Raw genomic sequence first — 22,162 nt, forward strand, 5'->3', positions numbered from 1 at the left:
TTGCCCCCACCAACCCCCCAAAACCCCCCCGGCCCCCCCCCCCCCCCACAAACCACCCCCTCACCTTTTAGCCCCGGGGCCCGGGGGTTGCCGGGGGGGGGGTGCCCCCCCCGGGCCCCCCGCTTTCTATTCTCCGCCTGGGCTTAAATCCGGCGGACGAGACATGTCACCATCGACGACAGAGACCGACGAAACGCGCATCAAGCGCTTTCTCGCCATTGCCTCGCACGACCTGCAATCGCCGCTCAGGCACATCGCGATGTATGCGGAGATCCTGATCGACGAGATCGGCGACAGGATCGATTCCGAACATCTGGAATACCTCAGCACCATCCTTGCCAAGACGCAGGCCGCTCAGGAGCTGACAAAGGGGCTGATCAGCTTCGCCTCCGGCGCGCCGCGACTTGTGATCAGCGATGTCGATACCAAGCTGCTGGTCACGCAGATCTGGGCGGAACTACGCTTCGAGGTCGATGCGCCGAAGGCAACGATTGAACTCGGCGACCTGCCCGGCGTCCGCACGGATGCTGGGATCCTGGGGCTGGTGCTGAAGAATGTGATGGCGAACGGGCTGATGCACCGCACGGATGCCGACGAGGCATGCCGCCTGACGGTCGAGGCGGAAGTCGATGCCACGCATTGGACGATCCATATTTCAGACAACGGCCCGGGCATCGCGCAGGAACATCAGGAGAGCGTGTTTACCGCCTTCTGGAGCCTGCTGCCGGAGAGGGCTGCGAAAAGGCCGGGCCTCGGGTTGGCAGCGGCGCGGGAAATGGTGACCGCGCTTGGTGGCACGATTTCACTCACATCACCGACGGACACGGGAAGCCGGTTCACGATCCGGCTGCCGGTTTGATGGCACGTCAGATGTTGTAATCGTCCTTCCAGACGTCGGGCATGTCATAGCGAACATATTCGCGGATGATGTGCTGCAGCGTCTCGACGTCGATCTCGTCCTTGCCGATGCGGAAGTCGACGCCGTAATCCTGGAACTGCTGGAAGTAGCTGTCCGAGACATCCATCGATATGACGCCGATCGGGCCGGTGTAGCTCGCGGCGCGCAGCTTCGGCACGGTCTCGCGAAAATCCGCATTCGGCAGGAGGCGGTTGTCGAGCAGGATCAGGTCGAACCTGTCACTGCCGAGCTTTGCCAGCGCATCGCTGACCGATTGCGCGTAGTCCATCTCCACCTTCGGCTCGATAAGTGCCGCGACGGTCTTCTTCAAGGCGCGAAATTCGATGAATTCGTCATCGACGAACAGGATTTTTACCGCCTCGCCCGGAGCCGTCTCTGGTTTCACTTCAGCGTTTTCGGTCACGAAACAAGTCCCATGCGCAACGCCATCGCCACCATGTGGACGCGATTGACCGCGCCGAGCTTCCTCACCGACGCCGCAATGTGCGAATTGACGGTGTGTTCCGACAGGCCGAGGATGATGGCGATCTCCGCCGATGTCTTGCCTTCACTGGTCCAGCGAACCACTTCACTCTCCCGTTGGGTCAAACGGCCTGACATTTCGTTGACCAGGATTTCCTCGTAGAACTTGTCGAATATCCGCATGGTATCGAGCAGGATATCGGCGACCTCGCCCTGGTCCGGCTGCTGGCGCTTGCCGCTGAAGGCAACACAATAGCGGCGCCCCTCGGGCGTGAAAAGCGGGATGAGCAGAAAGCTGTTGGTGTCGAACTCGTTGAGAACGAGATCGGGAGGATAGCCCTCCAGATTGCCCGCCTTGCCGCTCATGGGGGTCGCCAAAAACTGCGCGGCCTTCGACTTGATGAAGCCGAGCGCGCGGCCCATGGCGTAGACGAAGAAGCCGGTCTGGCGTTCGGCGACATTGGTAATGATGATATCGCGCGCGCCGAAGGGCTGCGACGCCTCGGAGATGCGGGCGAGCGCGAAGCTGTCGAAGGCATAGTGATGCGCGGCCGCCTTCAGAAGTCGAAAGAAATCCGTGCGGTTGATCGCCCGCCCCAATTCCGGGCCAGCATGAAATGGAAGTGCCATCGCGCTACTCATTCCGCATTCCTGCTTCTTGGCTCCTACGTGCCTTTGGTTACCAGTTGGGCGGGATCCCCGAACTCTGGAGACACGCGCCAGACTGATACAGTTAATGACCGAGTGCGGAGTTTCGAGGGAAACCGCCGCGACGCGCCGATCACAAAATCGGCATGCGGCCTCTGTTTCCGCCTATTCCCATGCCGTCAGCGATGCGTTTCGCGCACCAGCGAGACGACAGACTTCGGCCACGGATTTTGCCGGGGTTGTTTCGTCAACAAAGTCAAACGGCTCTCCCCAGCATCGTCTCACACTGCTTCATGCGTATAGTGTGAAATGTAGCCAAAGTCGTGTCAATGAGACTTGCAACCATTGCGTCATAAATACCTAAGAAAGTCGATTGTCTTTGATGGACTATTGGCCGGGACCGACGAGTGCACTGAGGTCGATCGGTTTTTCGACGTATAGATCGGCCCCGCAGGCCAAGGCCCGCTCCCGATCCGCCGTCGCGTCCGAGCCGGAACAGACAGCGATTCGCATCGAGGCGAAGCGGTGATCCGCGCGCAGGCGCGTGACGAGGCCGATGCCGCTATCGATAGGCATATAGAGATCGACGATGAGGAGCGCCGGTAGCGTCGCGCCTTCCGCGGCGGATACACAGAGCGCTTCGAAGGCGGCATCGGCGGTCTGGAAGCAGGAAAGAGCGATGTCTTGGCGTTCCTTGCGGCAGACATATTGCGCGTAAAACAGGTCGTCGCGGCTGTCGTCCACGTAAAATACCGCTGGCATTGCCATCCCTTCCGCGCTCGCGCCAGCATCCGTGACAGGCATATTGCCGGTCGGTGCCGAAGCCGCAACTATCGCGGCAGATGTATATTGAATAATTTTCAATTCTGGAAATAGTAACCGCCGGACGGGAGAGCAACGCGTGGTGAAGCCGATCATTGGTCGAAGGACGAGTGCGCCCTGGCGCCAGGAACGACACCGTTTGACCACGATCGTGCTCGGCGTGCTGCTGCTCATGCTGGGTGCAGCGATCCTTCTCGCCTGGGTGCGACAGATCGCGCCTCTTCTTTTCCTGATACCGGATTCACCGGCGATGGCGATCAACACGGCGATCTGCTTCTGCCTGACCGGGATAGCGCTCGTCATCTCTGTCTACACCGGCACCAATGCACGACTCGCCGCTTTCCTGCTGTTTTCGCTCGCCGCCGCGATGAGCGGTGTTCGGCTGATCGAGCTGACATTCGTCGGACGACAGCCGCAGATCATGGAGCGCTTTCTGGCCGGCATTTTCGTCGATCCGTCATTCTTTGGCCGCGTCGGCGGCGGCATGGCGCTCAATACCGCCGTGATCATGTTCTTCTCCAACCTCGCTCTGGCACTCACCCCGCCGGACCAGAAGGGCAAGGCGCGGCTGTTCGAGGAGCTTGTCGGCTATGTGGTGATCGGCCTCGGCATCGCGGCACTTGCCGGATACGCGATGCATACCGAGCACATCTATCGCTGGGGATCGAACATCGGCATGGCGGTGCATACCGCCGCCGGCGTGACGCTGCTCGGCTCGGCGATGCTGGTGCGATCCTGGTGGCTGCAGCCGGATCATCATGGCGGCATGCCTGTCTGGCTGCCGGGCGCGCTGTGCTTCATCGGGCTGATGATCGATCTCTACACCCCGCTCGGGGTGGTGAACGGCATGATCTATGTGCCGCTGATCCTGACCTCGCTGTGGTTCAACAGCCGGACCGCGCCCTTCAATCTTGCCTTCGTCTGCTCCATTCTGATCCTGCTCGGTTTTCTCGCCGTCGACCGGCATGGTGAAGGCTATGGCTACGAGGCGACGAACCGCGCCATCACCGTCGGCATGCTCTGGCTGGTGGCGACTTTCGTGTTCTTCTTCCAGCGCAAGAGCGACAGCCTGGATGCAGAGCGCATCCGCTTCGACACGGTGACGCGCAACACGCCGAACGCGATCGTCGCCATGGACCCGCAGGGCAAGATTTCGCTGTTCAATCCGGCGGCCGAGGAGATGTTCGGCCGGACATCGAAGGAAGCGATCGGGGAGAGCGTTCACATGCTCTTGCCAGAGACCTTCCATGCCGGCCTCGACGACTATTTCCGGCGATCGCTGCTCTTGAGCGAGGAAGGCGGGACCGGGACGACGGGTACGATCGCGGGCATCCGGCGCAATGGCGAGACCTTCCCGCTCGACGTATCGCTCAGCGCCTTCCGGACCGGGACGACGGTCACCTTCGTCGCTATCTTGAGAGACATCAGCCTGCGGGTGCAGCAGGAGGAACAATTGCGGACGATGTTCCGCCAGCTTCAGGCCTACACCGCCGATCTGGAGCGCAGCAATTCCGATCTCGACGAGTTCGCCTATATCGCCTCACATGACCTGAAGGAGCCGCTGCGCGGGATGCACAACCATTCCCGCTTTCTGCTTGAGGACTACGAGACGGTGCTCGACGAGGACGGCGTGCGCCGCATCAACCGCATCGTCCGGCTCAGCCAGCGCATGGAGAAGCTGGTCAACGACCTGCTCTATTTCTCGCGCATCGGGCGCCAGCAGCTGGCGGTGAAGCGCACCGACGTCCATGCCATCGTCAAGGATGTGGTCTCGACCATGGAGCTCTATCTGGAAGAGCGGCGGGCGAAGGTGCTGGTCGAGGGCCAGCTTCCCGATGTCGTCTGCGATTCGCTGCGGCTGACCGAGGTCTACCGCAACCTGATCACCAATGCCGTGAAATACAACGACAAGCCCGAGCCGGTCGTGACCGTCGGTCACGTCGGCGAGTTTACCGGCGAAGACGGGCGCCGGACGAGCGACGTCTATTTCGTGCGCGACAACGGCAAGGGCATTCCTCGCGAGTTTCACGAGGATATCTTCCGCATCTTCAAGCGGCTGGAAAAGACGCAGGAATCGGACGACGGCACCGGCGCCGGGCTGACCTTCGTGCGCAAGATCATCGGCCGTCACGAGGGCGACGTCTGGCTGGAGTCAGAGGTTGGCCAGGGCACAACCTTCTATTTTACATTGGGTCACAAGCGCGAGGGGCAGCATGCAGCACCGTGAATCACAGCCGATCCTGATCGTCGAAGACAGCGAGGACGATTACGAAGCAACCATCCGCGCGTTCAAGCGCGCCAAGCTCAAGAACCCGGTGCAATGGGCGCCATCGGGCCAGCAGGCGCTGGATCTCCTAGCCACGATGGAAACACGGCCGGGCCTCATCCTGCTCGACCTCAACATGCCGGGGCTCGATGGCCGCAAGACACTGGAGGCGATCAAGTCCAACCCGGCCTGGCGGAAAATCCCGGTGGTGATCCTGACCACGTCGGACGACGAGCGCGACATCGAGGGCTGCTACGCGCTCGGCGCCAACACCTATGTCCAGAAGCCTGTCGATCTCGACGGTCTGTTCGCCGCGATCCAGAGGCTGAAGGAATACTGGTTCGAGATCGCCATATTGCCTCTGGAGGGGTGACCTCATGGCCGAGGGCAGCGCGGTACTTGTTATCGACGACAATATCGACGACCGCGAGGTTTACCGGCGGATGCTGGCGCGCGTGCCGGGCGCGAATTACGTGGTCTACGAAGCTGAAAACGGCGACGAGGGCATAGCGCTCAACGCGCAGAAGCGGCCGGATTGCGTGCTGCTCGACTACTCGCTGCCGGGCCGCGACGGCGTCGGCGTGCTTGAGGAGATCTTGAAGCTCGATCCATCCGCCAACGTGATCATGCTGACGGGCCAAGGCAGCGAGACGATCGCCGTCGAGGTGATGAAGGGCGGCGCGCGGGATTATCTCACCAAGGACACGCTTTCGCCGGAGACGCTGCACCGCTGCATCCAGAGCGCCATCATGCATGGCGATCTCGCGGCCAAGCTGGAGCAGAAGCAGCAATCGCTAGAGATTTTCACCCGCGCCATGGCGCATGACCTGAAGGAGCCGCTGCGGACGATCAAGTCTTTCAGCAGGCTCCTGCAGGCATCGCCATCGCTCGCACATGACGATCACGACCTGCTCGGCTACGTGCTCAGCGCCGCCGACCACATGGAGGAGCTGATCGTCAAGGTGTCGGGCTTCTCGAAGCTTGAGGCCTCCGGCGATCTTGAGGCCAAGCCGGTGTCGCTGTCAGCGATCGTCGACCAGGTGGAACGCAATCTGCGCGAACAGATCAGCAGCCGTGGCGCCGCGATCGAGCGCGGACCCTTGCCCCAGGTGATGGGCGACGGGACGCTTCTGGTGCAGATGCTGCAGAACATCATCTCCAACGCCATCAAGTATTGCGAGGCCGGGGTGCCGCGCGTGCGGATCTCGGCACAAGGCGAAGGCACGCTCTGCCGGATCGCCGTCAGCGACAACGGGCCCGGCATCGCGCGCGACCATCGCGAGTTGATCTTCCAGCCCTTCAAGCGGCTGGTCGGGCGCGGCATCGAGGGGACGGGGCTCGGGCTTGCGATCTGCCGGCGGATCGCGCAGCTGCATGGCGGCGCCATCTGGTGCGAGGATGCCGATGGTGGCGGCACCACCTTCATCATGGAACTGCCGCTCGCCTTGAGTGAGACGGAGAGGGCGCCGACCGGGGCGGCAAACCCGCAACAGGCAGAGCAGCGCACGGATAGAATCGGGCGGGTGGCCGAGGTTCTGCTGGTCGAAGACAGCCCGGCAGATGTGCAGCTTCTGAAGATCAAGCTGATGAGGCGCGAGAAGGTGACATTCAACCTGCATCTCGCTTCGAACGGCCTTGAGGCGATGCGGCTTCTTCAAGAGCGGGCAACCGGTGGTCACGATCCTTTGATCGACCTCATCCTGCTCGATATCAACATGCCGATCATGGATGGGTTCGAGGTTCTGGAGGCGCTTTCGCGTGACGCGCGGCTGAAGACGATACCGGCCTTCATCCTAAGCACATCAAGCGATGAGGACGACATGGAGCGTGCTAGAAGGCTTGGCGCGCAGGCCTACATGATCAAGCCGCCGACGCGCCAGCAGCTGGAACTTGCGCTGCGGGATGTTCAGACTTTGGATTTGCAGCCTTGCGGAGATGCCCTAATTCTTTATGGAGAGCAAACAAGGCACCAAGCAAACGCAACGATATGACTGTTATCCTCACCTTCATCTCCGCGCTCCTTCTGTACCCAATGCAATCCGGGCTCCCCTCTATGGCTTCAGGCATACACCACATCACGCTGCTGACCCGAAAGGTGCAGGCGAACGTCGACTTCTACGCCGGCTTTCTCGGCATGCGGCTGGTCAAGCAGACCGCCGGCTTCGAAGACGCGACGCAGCTGCACCTCTTCTACGGTGACGCGGAAGCCACGCCGGGCTCGCTCGTGACATTCCTTGTCTGGGAAGATGGCGCGCCTGGCCGTGCCGGCTTCGGGCAATTGAGTGAGCTGGCGCTGGCGATCGACCCTTCCAGCATCGGCTACTGGCTGACGCGGGCGATGAGCTTCGGCGTGCGCACGGAGGGTCCGGCCGACGAATTCGGCGAGCCGGTGCTGCGCCTGAAGGATCCCGACAACATCATCGTCAAGCTTGCCGGCACGCCGGCGCTGAAATCGCCTGCTCCCTGGCATGGTGCCGGCATTCCGGTCGAGCACGCCGTGCAGCGCGTGCGCGGAACGACGATGCTCACCGAAGAGCCGGAGAAGAGCCGTGCCTTCGTCGAGAGCCATTTCGGCTACCGTTTCCAGGAGAACCGCGGCAACATCGACCGACTGGTCTCGCAGTCCGGCGATATCGTCGATATCAGGAACGCCAAGGGGTTCTGGTCGAGCGCACCGGGGACCGGCACCTTTGACCACGTGGCGTTCCGCGCGGAGGACGACGCGGCGCTGTCGAAGGTTCATGATGCGCTGAAGAGCGAGGGCGCGAGCGCGTCGGATATCAACGTGCATGACCGCAAGTATTTCCGCTCGCTCTATGTGCGCGAACCGGGCGGCACGCTGATCGAGCTTGCGACTGACAAGCCGGGCATGACGGTGGACGAGCCGGCGGCGACGCTGGGCGAGAAGCTGTTCGTGCCGAAGGACCCGATCACCGATCTCAAGGATCTCAAGGTGGTTCTGCCGCAGTTTTCGATGCCGGGCGAACCCAGGATCAATTATCGCGAACTGCCCTTTGTGCACCGCTTCTATACGCCGCCTAACCCTGACGGCACGGTTCTGGTGCTGCTGCACGGTTCGGGCGGCAACGAGACGACGCTGATGCCGCTGCTGCACAAGGTGGCGCCGCGCGCGACGCTGCTCGGCGTACGCGGACGCGCGACGGAAGAGGGCATTCCGCGCTGGTACAAGCGCATCACGCCGTTTTCCTTCGACCAGCAGGACATCAAGAACGAGGCGGAGGCCTTCGCCGCCTTTATCGACGGCGCGGTCAAATCCTATGGGCTCGATCCGAAGAAGCTCGTTTATGTCGGCTATTCCAACGGCGCCAATCTCCTGAACTCGCTTCTCTACCTGCACCCGAACCTGGTGCACAAAGCGGTTCTGCTGCGCTCCATGCCTGTGCTCAGCGAATTTCCGCATGCGGACCTTAAAGGCACCGATCTGCTTGTCATCAGCGGCAAGACGGATGCCTATGGGAAATATGCAAGCGACCTCGAAACACGGTTGAAGACCTCGGGCGCAACGGTCGATTCGACCGTCATCCCAACGGGGCATCTGCTCGGCGATGACGATGTTCCGGTCATTCAGAAGTGGCTGACGCACGAGGAATAGCGCGTCGGCGCCTAGGCCAGCGGAGCTTCATCCACTGCGGCCAGGACACACCCGTTGGTCGTATTCTGCAATTTCTACTCGGACCCGTCGCATTCCTCCAAGTCATGCGGCGGGTTTTTCTCTGGCAAAAACGTCCGATCCGGTCGGTCTTCTTGGTCGATATTGGTCCGGCGAGAACAGCTGTCTTTTACCTCTCAGCCATTTCGCCAGTGCGAAGAAGCGCAATGCGGACATGAGAAAACAACGTAAGCAACGTTATTGCACTTCTATATATTTTTATATTCGCAATGCTTAAATCGGATTTATTTCGACAACAATCAGAAGCAAACAAGCAGAATTGCGACTTCGTTAATATTAAGTAAACACGAATTATTACAATTACTTTTCTTCATTCCGGAAATAATATCGCATTAATATCACCCTTCTGCGATTAATAATATACCAGCAAGAAATCACCACATTGTTTTGGTTTTTCAGCAAACTGTATTGGTTTGCTGCAACGCAAAATGTTTCTTGCCGAGGTTGGGGGAGCGCCCTACCCTTCCCCCGACATCGACTGCAGAAGGGAACCCGAATGCCTCCTCAGCCCGTGGACATCAGCCTGATCATCTCATCGAGAAATCGGGCTTATGGACTGACGAACTGCCTGGATGCCGTATCGAATGCCGCGCGCCAGGCCAGCGATCTGAGCCTGGAACTCGTCTTCGTCGACAATGGTTCCACCGACAACACGTCCGCGATCGTCAGCGAATGGGCAAAGACCGCGCCGATCAGCACAAATCTCGTTTACGAAGCGAAGCCCGGCCTTTCGGTTGCGCGCAATAGCGGGCTGGCTGCCGCCACGGGCCGGATCATTGCCTTCACGGACGATGATTGCGAAGTGTTTCCCGATTATTTCACGGTGATCGCAGCGCTCTTCGCGGCCGACACCGACATCGTCATGCGTGGCGGTCGTATCGAGCTTGGCGACGCGCGCGATCTGCCGGTCACGATCAAGCCCGAGCTGGAGCCTGCCGTGCTGACCAGCGAGCTGCATGCCGGCGGGTTCATCCATGGCGCCAACATGGCGTTCCCACGCGTGCTGATCGACAAGGTCGGCCTGTTCGACACCCGCTTTGGCGCCGGCTCGCCCTTCCGCTCCGGCGAGGACACAGATTACGTGCACCGCGCCTTCAATTCCGGCATCCGCGTCGAGTACGTCCCGGACTTCGCGGTGAAGCATTTCCATGGGCGCCGGGAGCTCGGCGACGTGAAGAAGCTGCAGAGCGGCTATGCCTTCGGCAACGGCGCGCTCTACGCCAAATATCTCTTCGACCGCCGCTCGAACATGCGCGGCATGCTGCGCTGGGACATTCGCCAGGCAGTGCTGGAGGCGATGGGCCGCCGCAAGCTCAGCGACGAGCTGGGGCTCACCTATCGCAGCCAGCTCAGAGACAATTTCACCGGCATGGTCGCCTATTGGCGCGGCCAGAAGACGGGCCGGGCCGCTTGAGCGGTCCTAAGCCCCGGAAGCATTGCGCCTCAGCGCCCAATCGATTGGATACTGAATGACAGATACGGCAATTGGCCACGCCGAGCTGAAGAAGAAGACCGCACTTTCCGTCCTCTGGTCGGTCATCCGCGTGGCGTGGAGCACGATTGCGACCTTCGTGATCTTCGTCATTCTCGCCCGTATTCTCGGCCCCGGCGACTTCGGCACCTTCGCGCTCGCGAGCCTGTTCGTCGAGATCGGCAGGGTGCTTGCCTATGCCGGCCTCGGTGACGCGGTGACGCGGCAGCTCGATCTCGACGAGGAACTGGCCGATACCGCCTTCTGGGCGACCATTGCCTTCAGCGCCATCGTCGCTGCCGTCGTCTTCGTCTTCGCGCCCTATTACGGCGATCTCGTCCGCGATCCGAAAGTCGCCGAGATCCTGCGCTGGCTGGCTCCGCTGCTGCCAGTGTCGTCGCTCGCCGTCATCCACAATGCGCGCCTGGCCCGCGAATTCGGCCACAAGAACCTTGCGGCCCAGGCGATTGCCGCCAGCCTGCTGTCCGGCATCACCGCCGTCGCCTGCGCCTTCATGGGCTGGGGCGTGTGGGCGCTGGTCGCCCAGACCGCCGTCAATGCCGTCGTCACGGTGCTGCTCGGCTGGGTCGCCTATCCCTGGATGCCGAAGTTCCGCTTCAACGTGCCGCTGTTCCGCTCGGTCTTCCTGTTCAGCATCAGCCTTGTCGTCACGCAGCTGATGTGGATGCTGCTCGCCCGCGTGCAGGACATCTTCATTTCACGCTGGTACGGCCCGGTCGAAGTCGGCCGCTACCGTATTGCGTGGCGCCTGATCGAGCTGATCGGACAGGCGGTGCTGGCGCCGATCGGCAGTGTGGCGCTGGTGACGCTGTCGCGGCTGCAGAACGACCCCGTCGCCTTCCGCAATGCCTACAACAAGATCGTCGGTGCCGCGGCACTCGGCACCATTCCGCTGCTGCTCGGCTTCGGCGCTCTGTCCAACGACATGATCGCCATGCTGTTCGGCGACAAGTGGGGCAATGCCGGCGACATCGCCACGGTGCTCGTGCTGATGGCCGTGCCGTTCGTGATGAACTTCTTCGCCTCGTCGGCGCTGTCCGCCGTCAACCGCGCGGAATCGATCCTCTCGGTGGCCGCCCTGCAGCTTGCCGCCACGCTGGCGCTCACCTGGTTGCTTGTGCCCTACGGCGTGGTTGCCGTTGCGGCAGGCTATACGCTGCGTGCCTGGCTGACGCTGCCCTACCAGCAGTACGTACTGGCGCGCTTCGCCAACATCGATGCGATGAGCACGCTGAAGGCCGTGGCGCTGCCGCTCTGCGGTTCGCTTCTGATGGCCGCCGGCGTCTGGCTGGCTCATCCCGTCATCGTCGAGCATGTCCAGAACCGCTGGCTGTCGCTCGGCCTCAGCATCGGCCTCGGCGCGGTGATCTATCTCGCCTTCCTGCCGATCTTCGGCCGGTCGGTCATCCGCCCCTACATCGCGCTTGCAATGTCGCTCAATCCGTTTCGCAAACATGCGCAGGCCTGAGCCCGCGCAATAACTTTCGGACCTCTTGTCCCTAAAACAAGGAGCCTTCAATGGAATCTAACCTGACGATCATCAACCGCCTGCAGGGCGTGATCGAGAAGAACCTGTCTGACGTTTTCGACCCGTCGGAGCGTTATGCGCTTCTCGACTTTCCGAACCACTACAATATCGGCGACAGCGCCATCTGGCTGGGCGAGCTTGCATATTTCGACAAGAAGCGCTCCCGCCCGTCCTATGTGACCGAAATCCCGACCTTCGACGAGGACCGTATGCTCGGCGCCATTGGCGACGGCCGGATCTTCCTGCATGGCGGCGGCAATTTCGGTGACATCTGGGCCGGCTACCGCCAGTTCCGCGAAAACATGCTGGAGCGGCACAAGGGACGGCCGATCGTGCAGCTGCCGCAGACCATCCATTTCAAGGATCAGGCCAACGTCGACAGCACGGCGCGCGCCATCGAGAAGCACGGCCAGTTCACGCTTCTGGTGCGCGACAAGAAGAGCCTTGCCTTTGCGCAGCGCTGGTTCCAGTGCGAGACGCGCCTTTGCCCCGACATGGCCTTCTGCATCGGCCCGGTCGCAAAGCCGGTTCCGCAGCATGAGCTGCTCTTGAACCTGCGCGAAGACCAGGAGGTCGGCACGCCACAGGACCTGACGGCGGCGACGCAGCGTCCGGGCACGGTGAAATCGGATTGGCCGGATGAGCCAGCCGATTTCCAGAAGCAGACCAAGCACGCGGCCATTCTGAAGGGGCTGCTGTCAGGCAAGATCGGCGGTCGCGCCCGCATGACGGAACTCGCCTACCGCGAGCGCGCGCAGCAGCGCTTCGACCGCGGCGTGGCGCTGCTTGGTTCGGCACGGCAGGTCATCACCGACCGTATGCACGGGCACATCATGTGCGTGCTGATCGGCGCCGACCATTGCGTGCTCGACAACAGCTACGGCAAGACCAGCAGCTTCATCGAAGCCTGGAACACCTGCAACACGGAGAAGGCGGAACTGGCAGCGACCGTCGACGAGGCGCTTGATATTCTCGACGCGAGACGCATGCAGAAGCAGGCCGCCGTCGCCTAAGGCAGTTACCCTCGCCGGGCGATCATGATCCCGGCGAGGACCACCAGACCACCGATCGCCTGCATCGGGCCGATCGGCTCGCTGAGCAGGATCCATGCGAGGATGGCGGCGACGACGGGCTGCAGCAGCAGCGTCAGCGACGAGAAGGCGGCCGGCAGATAGGCCAGCGCATAGGTGATCGCCACCTGGCCGCTGGCATGGCTGATGAAGGCGAGACCGAAGACCATGGCCCAGCCATAAGCGGTGGTCGGCAAGAGATGACCTTCCACGAAGAAGCCGAACGGAAAAAGACAGACGGCGGCCGACGCCGTGCTCCAGAGCATGATGCGAACCGTATCGAAGCGCGTGCGCAACCTGCCGATGGCGAGGATGTAGAGCGCATAAGCGACCGCAGCGAGAACGGCGCCGCCATCGCCACGCAGATCGCCCTGGCCGAGTGCGGCCGGACCGCCCTTGAGAATGACGACACCGGCGATTGCCAGGACCAGCCCGACCACGAATACGCGCGTGACGGCAGCACCCATGAAGAGCACACCGATGATGGTGACGAAGACCGGCGCGAGGTTGGCGAGCAGCGTCGCATTGGCGACGGATGTGATCGTGATCGACAGGTGCCAGGTGATGAGGTCGACGGCGAGAATGACGCCGGGCAGGATGAGCAGGCCGCGATCCATCCAGGTCTCGGGCTTCGGACCGGTCGCGCCACCCTTGATGAGCGAGAAGATGTAGATCGGGAAGAAAGCCAGCGCCACGCGCCAGAAGCCGGTCGCCATCGGCCCCACTTCCGACAGCCGCACAAAGATCGGCGAGCCGCCGATCGCGGCACCACCGAGGATCAACGCGGCGAGCGCGAAACGGTGCGAGGGCGCGGACTGCGGGAGGGCGGAGGAGACTTGCGACATGGCGTACCGTGCTTGCGGCGTCGGGTGCGATCGAGCGGCGCCATCATGCACCGCAAGTAGCAGAAGCGGTGGCCTGAGAATAGCCCGGGAACGACAGGCTCGGTCGATATCGTCGCCGGCGTGGCTCGCGCGACGCCGGCACCAGCATAAAGGGTTAGCCGGAGATGACCGTCGAGAATTCCGGATTGCCGCGGATCGTGTTGCTCACCGTGCAGATCTCGTCTTCAGCTGCGTGGGCGATTTTCTGGCGGGTCTCCTCGTCGATGTCGCCCTTGATGGAGAAGACGATGTTGAAGGTCTTCACTCGCGATAGGCCCTCGGTGGCCTTCTCGCCGGTGACGTCGGCCTTGAGTTCGGTGATGCGATCGAGAACGCCGAGCTGGCTGGCCGCCATGCGGGCGCTCAGGACCAGGCAGGCCGAGAGTGAGGAATAGAGGAGATCGAGCGGGTTGAAACCCGGCTGCGACGGGCTGGTGACGATGTCGATCTCACCGCCCGTGGCGGAGGTGACATGCGGGAAGCCGGTGCGGCCGAGAACGGCGCTGGCGCCAACGGGACGAGTGCGAACCTTTAGGTCGGCCATGAGTTATTCCTCGGAGATGATTCGTGCCTGTAGATAGGAGCTTCGATTGGCCGGCGCAACGCGCTTTTCGCCGCTGATGCAATCGCAGTCCACAAAGGCACGACGCGCTGCAACCAAGGAAGGAAATCGGCATGAAATACCGATTCGGGACACCTTGAGAGGCGAAAGGTCAAGCTGAGTTAGACATCCCCATTTCTAGGGATAGCCCGGCATCCGCCTCGCAATGCAATATGATGTCGCACTAAAACAGAAATGACTATCGGAGTGATCCATGCGAGAACTTGAGACAGTTGCTGTTGCACCCAACGTCGTCTTCGAAAGCGCGCCGTTCGGTTACGTCCGCAAGGTCTATGTCGATGATGAAGCCTGTTGGGGCCTTTTCGACCAGGATGGCGATGTGATCTTCGTCGGCGATGCGCCGATCGACTGCCATTCCTATGCAGCCAAGGAGCATATCCGCGTTCAGGTCGTGCACTGATCCTCCTTCCACGGCGCCCGTCCCCAAGAACGAGCGCCGCAGGGCAGTTGGAAGACTTCAGCGATAGGACGGCGTTGATGGCGTCATGGCCACCTGTTCGCCGGAGAAGATGACGAAGGCGAACAGCAGGACGCCGATGAATGTGATGATCGAGGCGATTGCCACGACGGGTTCCATCGCCATGTTGCCGAGCAACATCAGATAGAGGCTCGGAACCATCAGCGTGACGCCCGCGGTATAGATGCCGTACTGGATCATCGCGATGCGACGTTCTGCCTTGCGCGGATTGAGCGCGTAATAGCCTCCGAAGAGCGCCATCGTCACCCAACCCAAGAGATTACAGTGTGCATGAGCGCCGATCACGCTGTGATCCTGCGAGATTGCCATGTTCAGGCCCATTCCGATACCAAGGATCAGGAACAGAACGGCCGTCTTGAAATATAGATGCGAGATGCGTGGCATGTGAATCTCCCCTCTTTTCGGCAAGGGTAATATTACCACTGCAGAGGCGAGTTGAGAACGACGCCCTTATCAGTAGGTTGCGACATGCGCGGCGAGACAACTTGCGTCGTTTCTGCGAGAAATCGGATGCGCCACGAATTTCCGCCCAGATTGCCGGATATCGTCATGAATACTTCGTTAAAGCCTGTGGTCTAGCATGGCGCGTGCGAATGAGTTGCGGAGAAGTGAGATGCGGGAGATCTACAGGCCGTTTGTCACCAGTGACGATCCCGATCGGGATGTGCGCTGCCAGGACGCGATGCAATTCGCGTTCGAGGACCTGACGCGCGCCTGTGTCGCTTCCGGCTGGAGCGAGCGCGAAAGCATGGAGGCGATCATCAGCCTCGCGGAAGAGCGCCTGCGCGTGCTCGGCGCCAATGACGACGCCAAACAGCTTCTCGATGTTCTGAAAAAGATGATCCAGCAGCCGGCGGCCTGAGGGCTTTCGCCACATCCCCAGTTGTAGGGCCCAATTGTCAGGCGGATTTCGCCAGCGGCACGTCGACGCTGTCGGCAAGGATTTGTGCCTGCGCGACCGACAGATTATGCGACGCCATCAGGAGCAGGCAGAGCGCCACGGCGCGCGGCACATCCTGCTCTCCCGTCGCCCATAGGCGGCTGGTAATCTGATCGACTCCAAAGAGATTTTCCACTCCAGCAGTGGTCAATCCCAGGACCGCCAGAGCGGCTCTGTATTCCAAAGCTTTCATGTTTGCTGTTCCCGGCGCGCTTTATGCGCACTTATCTTTCGGAGTGGCCCACTTTAGTTTCGGTTTATTTTGAAGGGTCTCCGCAAGCGACATTTTCCAGTCTGAAAACGACAGTCACAGCAGTGTCACGGCGCTAGAGTCTTTCTGGACAAACTCTAGTGAACCGACGGTTCGTCCGCATCATCGAGGAAAGTGCGGATGCCGTCGCGCTCGACCGTGGCCAGAAACTCGTCGAAAGCATCGCGATCGGTCTCGAAACCCTCTTCCCACTCGATCAGATCGTCGTCTTGCGTCACGACTTCCATCTTCCAGTCGCCATTGGTGCCGGCGGGGCGGAAAATGTCGACCAGAACGGTCACGCCATCATCGGTAAACTCGCCGGCGAGTTCGGAATGCTCGAGCTTCGGTTCTTTCGTCTTGGCCATGTCACTCTCTGCTGGTCCTGCGGGATGGACCGCTGTAGCAGCCCTGTCGTTTGCCGCCAAATCAAAAAGAAGGATTGAGCCGAGCGCGGCAACGATCGCCGCCGAGGGATGCGGCGACGCCGCGCCTGAGCCGTTTCTTTATCTTTGCTTGGTTTTTTACATGCCGCCCAGCGAACTGGAATCAATATCAGCGGCGAGAAACTCGCTAAAATCCGTCAGAGCCAATAGGCAGTTTGTTAACCAGCGCGGCTATACTTTGGCACCCATAGGATGCGTAATATCACATCCAACAAATCAATATAAATCTAAAGTTTTATTTCTGAGTTTCTCATGACGTCTATTGTCACGAATATATCCGCGAATAACGCGCTGCAGACGCTCCGTTCGATCAACTCGAACCTCGGCGAGACCCAGAAGCAGGTATCAACTGGACTGCGCGTCGGCAAAGCCGCCGATAACGCGGCCTATTGGTCGATCGCCACGACGATGCGCTCGGACAACAAGTCCATTTCGGCGGTCCAGGACGCGCTGGGGCTGAGCGGCGCCATTCTCGACACGACCTACGAGGCAATTGCCTCCTCGATCGATGTGATGTCGGAGATGAAGGCGAAGCTGGTCACGGCTTTCGAAAACGGCGTCGACAAGACGAAGGTCAACGAAGAGATCACGCAGCTGAAGGGTCAATTGACCACGACGCTCGGCGCGGCATCGTTCAACGGCCAGAACTGGCTCTCGTGGAACAGCGGCGTCGATTCCGCCGACAAGCAGATCGTCACCTCCTTCATTCGAAACAATGACGGCACCGTCAAGCTCGGCACGCTGAGCTACGCGATCAATACGCCGCCGCCCCAGACCGACACCAACGTTCAATACTTCGTCGACAATGGCGGATCCGGTGAATACGGGATCCTGTCGACCGAAGCTTTCGCCATACAGGCAGGGTCGGCCAAGAACTACGTGGTCCTCAAGGGTGCCACGGCGCCCCCGACAGCGACCGACCTTGCGATCGACAACTCGACGACCTCGGCGGAACTGGATGACATGCTCTCGACGCTCGAAGGCATGACCAAGCAGATGACGAAGGTCGCCTCCGATATCGGCTCGCTCAGCCGGACCGTGGATCAGCAGAGCGACTTCGCCTCGAAGCTCAGCGATTCGATCGACAGCGGCATTGGCCGCCTCGTGGACGCCGATATGGAAGAACAATCCTCCAGGCTCTCGGCGCTGCAGACACAGCAGCAGCTGGCCATACAGTCGCTCTCGATCGCGAACTCCGCCCCGCGCAACATCCTCAGCCTCTTCCAGGGTTAAAAAGCCACGCCGCAGCCTGTTTGAAATTGCAACGGCACTCGCTCACACGCGGGTGCCGTTCGACGCATTTTGCACGTCTGTATGGGCTGAGGAAGAGATTTAATTCAATGGGAGAAAGAGTGGTGCCCAGACGCGGATTTGAACCACGGACACGCGGATTTTCAATCCGCTGCTCTACCAACTGAGCTATCTGGGCATTCCTGCTTCGGCACATCTCTCGTTTCCGAGAGCTGTAGGGGCTTGGTTTTCCCCGGAAGCGAGCGGGGTTATAACATCTTGTTCGGCCATGGCAAGCGCCAAATGAGAGTTTTTTGACAGGCCTGTGAATTTTCCGAATTATTGAACAAATTGAACGGCTTCCCGAGCGGAAAACACGATCAGTTGTCGTCCGGGTACTCGGCCTTCGTCTCATCTTCGGCAACGGGAATGGCGTATGAGCCGGTCAGCCAGCGCGAAAGATCGACTTCGCGGCAGCGGTTCGAGCAGAAAGGATAGTGCTCGCGCTGCGAGGGCGTGCCGCACTCCGGGCATGGGTGCGCCTTGCGCAGCGGTTCGATCTTGGCGCTCTGTCTGGTTTCGTCGGGCATGGTCAATCCTTCGGGTTTTCGGCCCGCCGGCTTCAAGCCTCGGGCCACCGGCTATGGACGTCGAAGCCCTCGCCGGTCAGAAGCAAAATGGTCTCGTACAGCGGCAGGCCGACGACGTTGGTGTAGGAGCCGACCATCTTCTGCACGAAGGTGCCGGCCAGACCCTGGATGCCGTAAGCACCCGCCTTGCCGCGCCACTGGCCGGAGGCCAGGTAGTTTTCGACCTCGAAACCGGACAAACGCTTGAAGCGCACCTTGGTTTCCACGATCTTCTGGCGGATCTTGCGATCAGGCGTCACCAGGCAGACGCCGGTATAGACCCAATGGCTGCGCCCGGAGAGCAGGTAGAGCGAGGCCGAGGCCTCGTCTGCGAACTCGGCCTTGCCGAGAATGCGGCGACCAACGGCGACGACGGTATCGGCGGCCAGAATATAGCTGCCCTTCCAGGTCATGTCGCCCTTGATGGCGGCCAGTGCCGCTTCGGCCTTTTCCGTCGACAGGCGGCGCGCCAGCGAGCGCGGATGCTCCGACTTCTTCGGCGTCTCGTCGATATCCATCGGCATCAGGCGCGAGGGCTCGATCCCTGCCTGGTTGAGCAGGTCAACGCGGCGGGGGGAACCCGAAGCCAGAATGAGCTTGTATTTGAGCGCCATGGAACCTCGACTACCGGGCAGACGGAAGCGAAAGCCTTAGGGCTTTCGGATCAAGCTTACTTGAAGCGGTAGGTGATACGGCCCTTGGTCAGGTCGTATGGCGTCATTTCCACAAGGACCTTGTCGCCAGCGAGAACGCGGATACGGTTCTTGCGCATGCGGCCGGCCGTGTGGGCGATGATCTCGTGCTCGTTTTCGAGCTTCACGCGGAACGTCGCATTCGGCAAAAGTTCGGTGACGATACCCGGGAACTCGAGGACTTCTTCTTTAGGCATATAGGTGTTTTCTTCCTGTCGGTTGAGATGGCGGCATTGGCCAAGATTGGGGCCGCCTCAAAATTTGGGCGGAAACTACACAATCAACGGGGGTTTGTGAACCAAATTGATCGCGTTTCCTTTATTTGTTTCATGCGGACTGCGCGGCGATACCACTTCGGTCTAATAGACGGTTCTCGATAAGCTCGGCGAGGTGATTGCGCACCTCGCGATAGCTCTCCAGAATCTGCTCCCGTGTACCCTGCGCGACTGTTGGGTCCATGGTCGGCCAGTAGACCACCTCGACGGCGCTCGCGCGCGTCAGTTCCAGCGCTGCGTGGTGGGCTTGCGGCGAGAGCGTGATGATTACATCGAAATAATCGTCTTCGAGATCTTCCAGCGTGTGCGGCAGATGCCGACCGAGCGACAGGCCGATTTCATCGAGCACCACGTCGACGAAGGGATCGCGTTCGCCGGCACGAACACCGGCAGACCTTATATAGGTATTTGATGGCAGCAAACTACGGGCGATCGCCTCGGCGATCGGCGAGCGGATGGCGTTCATGCCGCACATGAACAAGATCGCGCCCGGCTTGATGCTTGCGCTTGTCGGTTCGAGCTCGCTCATCCCGGTCATCCGCGCCAGTAGAGAACGCAGACCAGCGTGAACAGGCGACGTGCGGTGTCGAAATCCACCTCGATCTTGCCATCCAGACGGTTCTGCAGCGTCTGCGAACCTTCGTTATGGATGCCGCGCCGCCCCATGTCGATCGCCTCGATGCGGCTTGGAGAGGCGGACCGGATCGCCTCGTAGTAGCTCTCGCAGATCATGAAGTAGTCCTTCACGATGCGGCGGAACGGGGTTAGCGACAGGATATGGGTGGCGACAGCCTCGCCGCCTTCAGTGGTGATGGCAAAGACCAGCTTGGTATCAACAAGCGAAATGTTCAGCCGGTACGGGCCGCCGGCGTGGCCGACGGGCGTAAATGTGTTTTCCTCGATGAGATCGAAGATGGCGACGGCGCGCTCGTGCTCGACATCGGGCGTCGATCGGCCGATGGTGTCGTCCAGGACGACGTCGCAAAGCCGGAAGTCGCCCGCAGCCATCGCTTACCGTTCCAGGTTGAGGCGGATCGCAACCGACCGCGCGTGGGCGTCGAGGCCTTCGGACACGGCAAGCGCGATGGCGGCCGGACCCAGCGTGCGCAGCTGTTCGGAACCGAGGCGCAGGATCGAGGTGCGCTTGACGAAATCGAGAACCGAGAGGCCGGACGAGAACCGCGCGGAGCGGGCCGTCGGCAGCACGTGGTTGGAACCGCCGACATAATCGCCGATCACTTCGGGCGTGTGCGCGCCGATGAAGATGGCGCCGGCATTGCGGATCTTGTCGACCAGCGCATCGGGATCGGCGACCGCGATCTCCAGATGCTCGGCGGCAATGCGGTTTGCGAGCGGAATGGCGTCGCTGATCTCCTTGACGAGGATGACGGCGCCGAAATCGCGCCAGCTGGCGGCAGCCGTCTCGGCGCGGTTCAGCGTCTTCAGCTGACGCTCGACAGCGGCTTCGACCGCCTTGCCGAAGGCCGCGTCGTCGGTGATCAGTATCGACTGGGCGCTGACATCATGCTCAGCCTGGGCGAGCAGATCGGCTGCGATCCAATCCGGATTGTTGTCCTTGTCGGCGATGACGAGGACTTCCGACGGACCGGCGATCATGTCGATGCCGACAGTGCCGAAGACGTGGCGCTTGGCGGCGGCGACATAGGCGTTGCCGGGGCCGGTGATCTTGTCGACCGGCGCGATGCTATCGGTGCCGTAGGCGAGCGCCGCCACAGCCTGGGCGCCGCCGATGCGATAGATCTCGGTCACGCCGGCAAGCTTCGCTGCCGCAAGCACGGCGGGATTGACCTGGCCGCCCGTTGCGGGAACGACGATGACAACGCGATCGACGCCGGCGACCTTGGCCGGAATGGCGTTCATCAGCACCGAGCTCGGATAGCTCGCCGTGCCGCCGGGGACATAAAGGCCGACTGCCTCGATCGCCGTCCAGCGCGAGCCGAGCGTCACGCCCATGGCGTCTTCGTAGATATCGTCCTTGGGCAACTGGCGGGCGTGGTGGGATTCGATGCGGACGGCTGCGACCTTGAGCGCGCCCAGCACTTCGGCGGGCACAGCCTCGACGGCCGCGTCGATTTCCGCTTCGGTGACACGCATCGGCGTCTCGGCGAAATCGATGCCCTCGAACTTCCGCGAATATTCGGCGAGCGCTGCATCGCCGCGGGCGCGCACATCATCGATGATGGCGCGAACGGTGGTGTTCACGTCCTCGGACATTTCGCGCTTGGTCGTCAGAAACGCCGCGAAACGCTGCCCGAAATCGTCCGATGCCTGATCCAACCAGATTGCCACGCGTCAATTCCTCTCGGTATGCTTCGATAAATGCGTATTCAGGCGCCGGGATGGCGCGGCTTGGAAGCGGTTTCCCATGCGCCGCCGATATCCGCAAGCTGAACCTCGATGCATTCGACATCGAGCGCGATGGTGGCGTCGGCGGCCAGATCGATCTGGATGGTGCCCTCAGGCCCCTCGCCTTTCTGCTCGAAGCGGATGGCGAGCAGCGACAGGACATCCTCGCGGTTTTTCTGATTGATGCCGACGGAGCGGACGGCCAGCACGCGCTTGAAGACGATGGCGGCGCGGCGGCGCTCGAAGCCCTTGCGCTTGGCGCCGGCTTCTTCCCAGACGAAACGATTGGCGGCGATGGAAAACTGCTGGTCGCGCGGCGACCAGGAAAGATCCGCTACCTTGAAGACGCTATCCTGTGTATGCGCAGAGACGACGGCAAGGTCTTCGCTATCCAGCGCAACAAGCTTCAGGTCGGTCATTCAGGCAGCACCCCTTTGTCTCTGATATCGCC

Annotated in this window: 26 protein-coding genes and 1 tRNA gene; 11 read left to right on the top strand and 16 right to left on the bottom strand. The window is 61.1% G+C overall.

From position 1 onward, the window contains the following. Window positions 1-163 precede the first annotated feature (163 nt). Window positions 164-859 (top strand): sensor histidine kinase, encoded by a 696-nt coding sequence (locus ACCD05_RS29055; RefSeq protein WP_413396996.1) that lies wholly within the window; start codon window positions 164-166, stop codon window positions 857-859. 7 nt (window positions 860-866) lie between these two features. On the opposite strand, the gene ACCD05_RS29060 is transcribed toward ACCD05_RS29055, so the two are convergent. The 3 genes from ACCD05_RS29060 to ACCD05_RS29070 form a co-directional block, all read right to left on the bottom strand. Next, complete coding sequence (locus ACCD05_RS29060; RefSeq protein WP_413396998.1) at window positions 867-1,322, bottom strand: response regulator; 456 nt, start codon at window positions 1,320-1,322, stop codon at window positions 867-869. Continuing rightward, on the bottom strand, window positions 1,319-2,023 hold the full coding sequence (locus tag ACCD05_RS29065; protein ID WP_112979845.1) for a helix-turn-helix domain-containing protein: 705 nt from the start codon (window positions 2,021-2,023) through the stop codon (window positions 1,319-1,321). Before ACCD05_RS29065 ends, ACCD05_RS29060 begins: the two co-directional genes overlap by 4 nt. A 393-nt stretch (window positions 2,024-2,416) precedes the next feature. Beyond that, a complete protein-coding gene (locus ACCD05_RS29070; RefSeq protein ID WP_413397034.1) occupies window positions 2,417-2,791 on the bottom strand; it encodes a response regulator in 375 nt (124 codons plus the stop codon). A gap of 232 nt (window positions 2,792-3,023) precedes the next feature. Here ACCD05_RS29070 and ACCD05_RS29075 point away from each other — a divergent pair, with 232 nt between their 5' ends. The 7 genes from ACCD05_RS29075 (at window position 3,024) to ACCD05_RS29105 (ending at window position 12,841) form a co-directional block, all read left to right on the top strand. Next, window positions 3,024-5,078: a sensor histidine kinase gene (locus tag ACCD05_RS29075; RefSeq protein ID WP_413397036.1), complete on the top strand. Its 2,055-nt coding sequence runs from the start codon at window positions 3,024-3,026 to the stop codon at window positions 5,076-5,078. Continuing rightward, complete coding sequence (locus tag ACCD05_RS29080) at window positions 5,065-5,490, top strand: response regulator (RefSeq protein ID WP_018898394.1); 426 nt, start codon at window positions 5,065-5,067, stop codon at window positions 5,488-5,490. The genes ACCD05_RS29075 and ACCD05_RS29080 overlap by 14 nt, the downstream gene beginning before the upstream one ends. Before the next feature lie 4 nt (window positions 5,491-5,494). After that, the gene (locus ACCD05_RS29085) at window positions 5,495-7,108 is read left to right on the top strand and encodes a response regulator (protein WP_413397000.1); all 1,614 of its coding nucleotides are present in this window, start codon (window positions 5,495-5,497) and stop codon (window positions 7,106-7,108) included. Between the two features lie 62 nt (window positions 7,109-7,170). Then, complete coding sequence (locus tag ACCD05_RS29090; RefSeq protein WP_112979841.1) at window positions 7,171-8,730, top strand: VOC family protein; 1,560 nt, start codon at window positions 7,171-7,173, stop codon at window positions 8,728-8,730. 574 nt (window positions 8,731-9,304) lie between these two features. Then, window positions 9,305-10,222: a glycosyltransferase family 2 protein gene (locus tag ACCD05_RS29095; protein ID WP_413397002.1), complete on the top strand. Its 918-nt coding sequence runs from the start codon at window positions 9,305-9,307 to the stop codon at window positions 10,220-10,222. Between the two features lie 55 nt (window positions 10,223-10,277). Further along, on the top strand, window positions 10,278-11,768 hold the full coding sequence (locus ACCD05_RS29100; RefSeq protein ID WP_413397004.1) for a lipopolysaccharide biosynthesis protein: 1,491 nt from the start codon (window positions 10,278-10,280) through the stop codon (window positions 11,766-11,768). Between the two features lie 50 nt (window positions 11,769-11,818). Beyond that, complete coding sequence (locus tag ACCD05_RS29105; RefSeq protein ID WP_047507341.1) at window positions 11,819-12,841, top strand: polysaccharide pyruvyl transferase family protein; 1,023 nt, start codon at window positions 11,819-11,821, stop codon at window positions 12,839-12,841. A gap of 5 nt (window positions 12,842-12,846) precedes the next feature. Here ACCD05_RS29105 and ACCD05_RS29110 read toward each other — a convergent pair whose 3' ends face one another. Continuing rightward, entirely contained in the window at window positions 12,847-13,743 is an 897-nt protein-coding gene (locus ACCD05_RS29110) for a DMT family transporter (protein WP_413397006.1), read from the bottom strand. 154 nt (window positions 13,744-13,897) lie between these two features. Then, the gene (locus tag ACCD05_RS29115) at window positions 13,898-14,326 is read right to left on the bottom strand and encodes an OsmC family protein (protein ID WP_018898387.1); all 429 of its coding nucleotides are present in this window, start codon (window positions 14,324-14,326) and stop codon (window positions 13,898-13,900) included. 271 nt (window positions 14,327-14,597) lie between these two features. On the opposite strand from ACCD05_RS29115, the gene ACCD05_RS29120 reads away from it, so the two are divergent. Continuing rightward, window positions 14,598-14,804, top strand: a complete 207-nt coding sequence (locus ACCD05_RS29120; RefSeq protein WP_047507335.1) for a hypothetical protein — start codon at window positions 14,598-14,600, stop codon at window positions 14,802-14,804. Window positions 14,805-14,861: 57 nt separating this feature from the next. Here the strand turns inward: ACCD05_RS29120 and ACCD05_RS29125 are convergent, their stop codons facing one another. Next, window positions 14,862-15,266 carry a hypothetical protein gene (locus ACCD05_RS29125; protein WP_018898385.1) on the bottom strand — a complete coding sequence of 135 codons (405 nt, stop codon included), beginning with the start codon at window positions 15,264-15,266 and terminating at the stop codon, window positions 14,862-14,864. 229 nt (window positions 15,267-15,495) lie between these two features. On the opposite strand from ACCD05_RS29125, the gene ACCD05_RS29130 reads away from it, so the two are divergent. Then, a complete protein-coding gene (locus ACCD05_RS29130; RefSeq protein WP_018898384.1) occupies window positions 15,496-15,744 on the top strand; it encodes a hypothetical protein in 249 nt (82 codons plus the stop codon). A gap of 37 nt (window positions 15,745-15,781) precedes the next feature. On the opposite strand, the gene ACCD05_RS29135 is transcribed toward ACCD05_RS29130, so the two are convergent. Together ACCD05_RS29135 and ACCD05_RS29140 are read right to left on the bottom strand one after the other, a co-directional pair. Further along, complete coding sequence (locus ACCD05_RS29135; protein ID WP_026282982.1) at window positions 15,782-16,015, bottom strand: hypothetical protein; 234 nt, start codon at window positions 16,013-16,015, stop codon at window positions 15,782-15,784. 155 nt (window positions 16,016-16,170) lie between these two features. Then, window positions 16,171-16,440 (bottom strand): hypothetical protein, encoded by a 270-nt coding sequence (locus ACCD05_RS29140; protein WP_047507331.1) that lies wholly within the window; start codon window positions 16,438-16,440, stop codon window positions 16,171-16,173. 330 nt (window positions 16,441-16,770) lie between these two features. Here ACCD05_RS29140 and ACCD05_RS29145 point away from each other — a divergent pair, with 330 nt between their 5' ends. Next, on the top strand, window positions 16,771-17,751 hold the full coding sequence (locus ACCD05_RS29145) for a flagellin (protein ID WP_413397010.1): 981 nt from the start codon (window positions 16,771-16,773) through the stop codon (window positions 17,749-17,751). A 120-nt stretch (window positions 17,752-17,871) separates the two neighbouring features. Here ACCD05_RS29145 and ACCD05_RS29150 read toward each other — a convergent pair. The 8 genes from ACCD05_RS29150 to ACCD05_RS29185 all read right to left on the bottom strand — a co-directional run bounded on the left by ACCD05_RS29150 (window position 17,872) and on the right by ACCD05_RS29185 (window position 22,130). After that, window positions 17,872-17,947, bottom strand: a tRNA-Phe gene (locus ACCD05_RS29150). Window positions 17,948-18,128: 181 nt separating this feature from the next. Further along, window positions 18,129-18,338: a DNA gyrase inhibitor YacG gene (gene yacG, locus ACCD05_RS29155; protein WP_413397012.1), complete on the bottom strand. Its 210-nt coding sequence runs from the start codon at window positions 18,336-18,338 to the stop codon at window positions 18,129-18,131. Window positions 18,339-18,370: 32 nt separating this feature from the next. Beyond that, entirely contained in the window at window positions 18,371-18,991 is a 621-nt protein-coding gene (locus ACCD05_RS29160; RefSeq protein ID WP_018898379.1) for a Maf-like protein, read from the bottom strand. 56 nt (window positions 18,992-19,047) lie between these two features. Beyond that, window positions 19,048-19,266 (bottom strand): translation initiation factor IF-1, encoded by a 219-nt coding sequence (gene infA, locus ACCD05_RS29165; protein ID WP_003545338.1) that lies wholly within the window; start codon window positions 19,264-19,266, stop codon window positions 19,048-19,050. 130 nt (window positions 19,267-19,396) lie between these two features. Continuing rightward, complete coding sequence (locus tag ACCD05_RS29170; RefSeq protein ID WP_413397022.1) at window positions 19,397-19,873, bottom strand: low molecular weight phosphatase family protein; 477 nt, start codon at window positions 19,871-19,873, stop codon at window positions 19,397-19,399. A 5-nt stretch (window positions 19,874-19,878) separates the two neighbouring features. Further along, window positions 19,879-20,352 carry a UPF0262 family protein gene (locus ACCD05_RS29175; RefSeq protein ID WP_018898377.1) on the bottom strand — a complete coding sequence of 158 codons (474 nt, stop codon included), beginning with the start codon at window positions 20,350-20,352 and terminating at the stop codon, window positions 19,879-19,881. 3 nt (window positions 20,353-20,355) lie between these two features. After that, complete coding sequence (gene hisD, locus ACCD05_RS29180; RefSeq protein ID WP_413397024.1) at window positions 20,356-21,654, bottom strand: histidinol dehydrogenase; 1,299 nt, start codon at window positions 21,652-21,654, stop codon at window positions 20,356-20,358. Between the two features lie 38 nt (window positions 21,655-21,692). Beyond that, the gene (locus ACCD05_RS29185) at window positions 21,693-22,130 is read right to left on the bottom strand and encodes a DUF2948 family protein (RefSeq protein WP_413397026.1); all 438 of its coding nucleotides are present in this window, start codon (window positions 22,128-22,130) and stop codon (window positions 21,693-21,695) included. Between the last annotated feature and the right edge of the window lie 32 nt (window positions 22,131-22,162).

It is taken from the genome of Rhizobium sp. Rhizsp42 (genome assembly GCF_047304155.1).
Taxonomy (GTDB): domain Bacteria; phylum Pseudomonadota; class Alphaproteobacteria; order Rhizobiales; family Rhizobiaceae; genus Rhizobium.

Excerpts from the sequence above, each read along its gene's own strand:
- ACCD05_RS29055 (WP_413396996.1), top strand. The coding sequence starts at position 164 with ATGTCACCATCGACGACAGAGACCGACGAAACGCGCATCAAGCGCTTT.
- ACCD05_RS29065 (WP_112979845.1), bottom strand. The coding sequence starts at position 2,023 with ATGAGTAGCGCGATGGCACTTCCATTTCATGCTGGCCCGGAATTGGGG.
- ACCD05_RS29070 (WP_413397034.1), bottom strand. The coding sequence starts at position 2,791 with ATGCCAGCGGTATTTTACGTGGACGACAGCCGCGACGACCTGTTTTAC.
- ACCD05_RS29075 (WP_413397036.1), top strand. The coding sequence starts at position 3,024 with ATGCTGGGTGCAGCGATCCTTCTCGCCTGGGTGCGACAGATCGCGCCT.
- ACCD05_RS29080 (WP_018898394.1), top strand. The coding sequence starts at position 5,065 with ATGCAGCACCGTGAATCACAGCCGATCCTGATCGTCGAAGACAGCGAG.
- ACCD05_RS29085 (WP_413397000.1), top strand. The coding sequence starts at position 5,495 with ATGGCCGAGGGCAGCGCGGTACTTGTTATCGACGACAATATCGACGAC.
- ACCD05_RS29090 (WP_112979841.1), top strand. The coding sequence starts at position 7,171 with ATGGCTTCAGGCATACACCACATCACGCTGCTGACCCGAAAGGTGCAG.
- ACCD05_RS29095 (WP_413397002.1), top strand. The coding sequence starts at position 9,305 with ATGCCTCCTCAGCCCGTGGACATCAGCCTGATCATCTCATCGAGAAAT.
- ACCD05_RS29100 (WP_413397004.1), top strand. The coding sequence starts at position 10,278 with ATGACAGATACGGCAATTGGCCACGCCGAGCTGAAGAAGAAGACCGCA.
- ACCD05_RS29105 (WP_047507341.1), top strand. The coding sequence starts at position 11,819 with ATGGAATCTAACCTGACGATCATCAACCGCCTGCAGGGCGTGATCGAG.
- ACCD05_RS29110 (WP_413397006.1), bottom strand. The coding sequence starts at position 13,743 with ATGTCGCAAGTCTCCTCCGCCCTCCCGCAGTCCGCGCCCTCGCACCGT.
- ACCD05_RS29115 (WP_018898387.1), bottom strand. The coding sequence starts at position 14,326 with ATGGCCGACCTAAAGGTTCGCACTCGTCCCGTTGGCGCCAGCGCCGTT.
- ACCD05_RS29120 (WP_047507335.1), top strand. The coding sequence starts at position 14,598 with ATGCGAGAACTTGAGACAGTTGCTGTTGCACCCAACGTCGTCTTCGAA.
- ACCD05_RS29125 (WP_018898385.1), bottom strand. The coding sequence starts at position 15,266 with ATGCCACGCATCTCGCATCTATATTTCAAGACGGCCGTTCTGTTCCTG.
- ACCD05_RS29130 (WP_018898384.1), top strand. The coding sequence starts at position 15,496 with ATGCGGGAGATCTACAGGCCGTTTGTCACCAGTGACGATCCCGATCGG.
- ACCD05_RS29135 (WP_026282982.1), bottom strand. The coding sequence starts at position 16,015 with ATGAAAGCTTTGGAATACAGAGCCGCTCTGGCGGTCCTGGGATTGACC.
- ACCD05_RS29140 (WP_047507331.1), bottom strand. The coding sequence starts at position 16,440 with ATGGCCAAGACGAAAGAACCGAAGCTCGAGCATTCCGAACTCGCCGGC.
- ACCD05_RS29145 (WP_413397010.1), top strand. The coding sequence starts at position 16,771 with ATGACGTCTATTGTCACGAATATATCCGCGAATAACGCGCTGCAGACG.
- yacG (WP_413397012.1), bottom strand. The coding sequence starts at position 18,338 with ATGCCCGACGAAACCAGACAGAGCGCCAAGATCGAACCGCTGCGCAAG.
- ACCD05_RS29160 (WP_018898379.1), bottom strand. The coding sequence starts at position 18,991 with ATGGCGCTCAAATACAAGCTCATTCTGGCTTCGGGTTCCCCCCGCCGC.
- infA (WP_003545338.1), bottom strand. The coding sequence starts at position 19,266 with ATGCCTAAAGAAGAAGTCCTCGAGTTCCCGGGTATCGTCACCGAACTT.
- ACCD05_RS29170 (WP_413397022.1), bottom strand. The coding sequence starts at position 19,873 with ATGAGCGAGCTCGAACCGACAAGCGCAAGCATCAAGCCGGGCGCGATC.
- ACCD05_RS29175 (WP_018898377.1), bottom strand. The coding sequence starts at position 20,352 with ATGGCTGCGGGCGACTTCCGGCTTTGCGACGTCGTCCTGGACGACACC.
- ACCD05_RS29185 (WP_413397026.1), bottom strand. The coding sequence starts at position 22,130 with ATGACCGACCTGAAGCTTGTTGCGCTGGATAGCGAAGACCTTGCCGTC.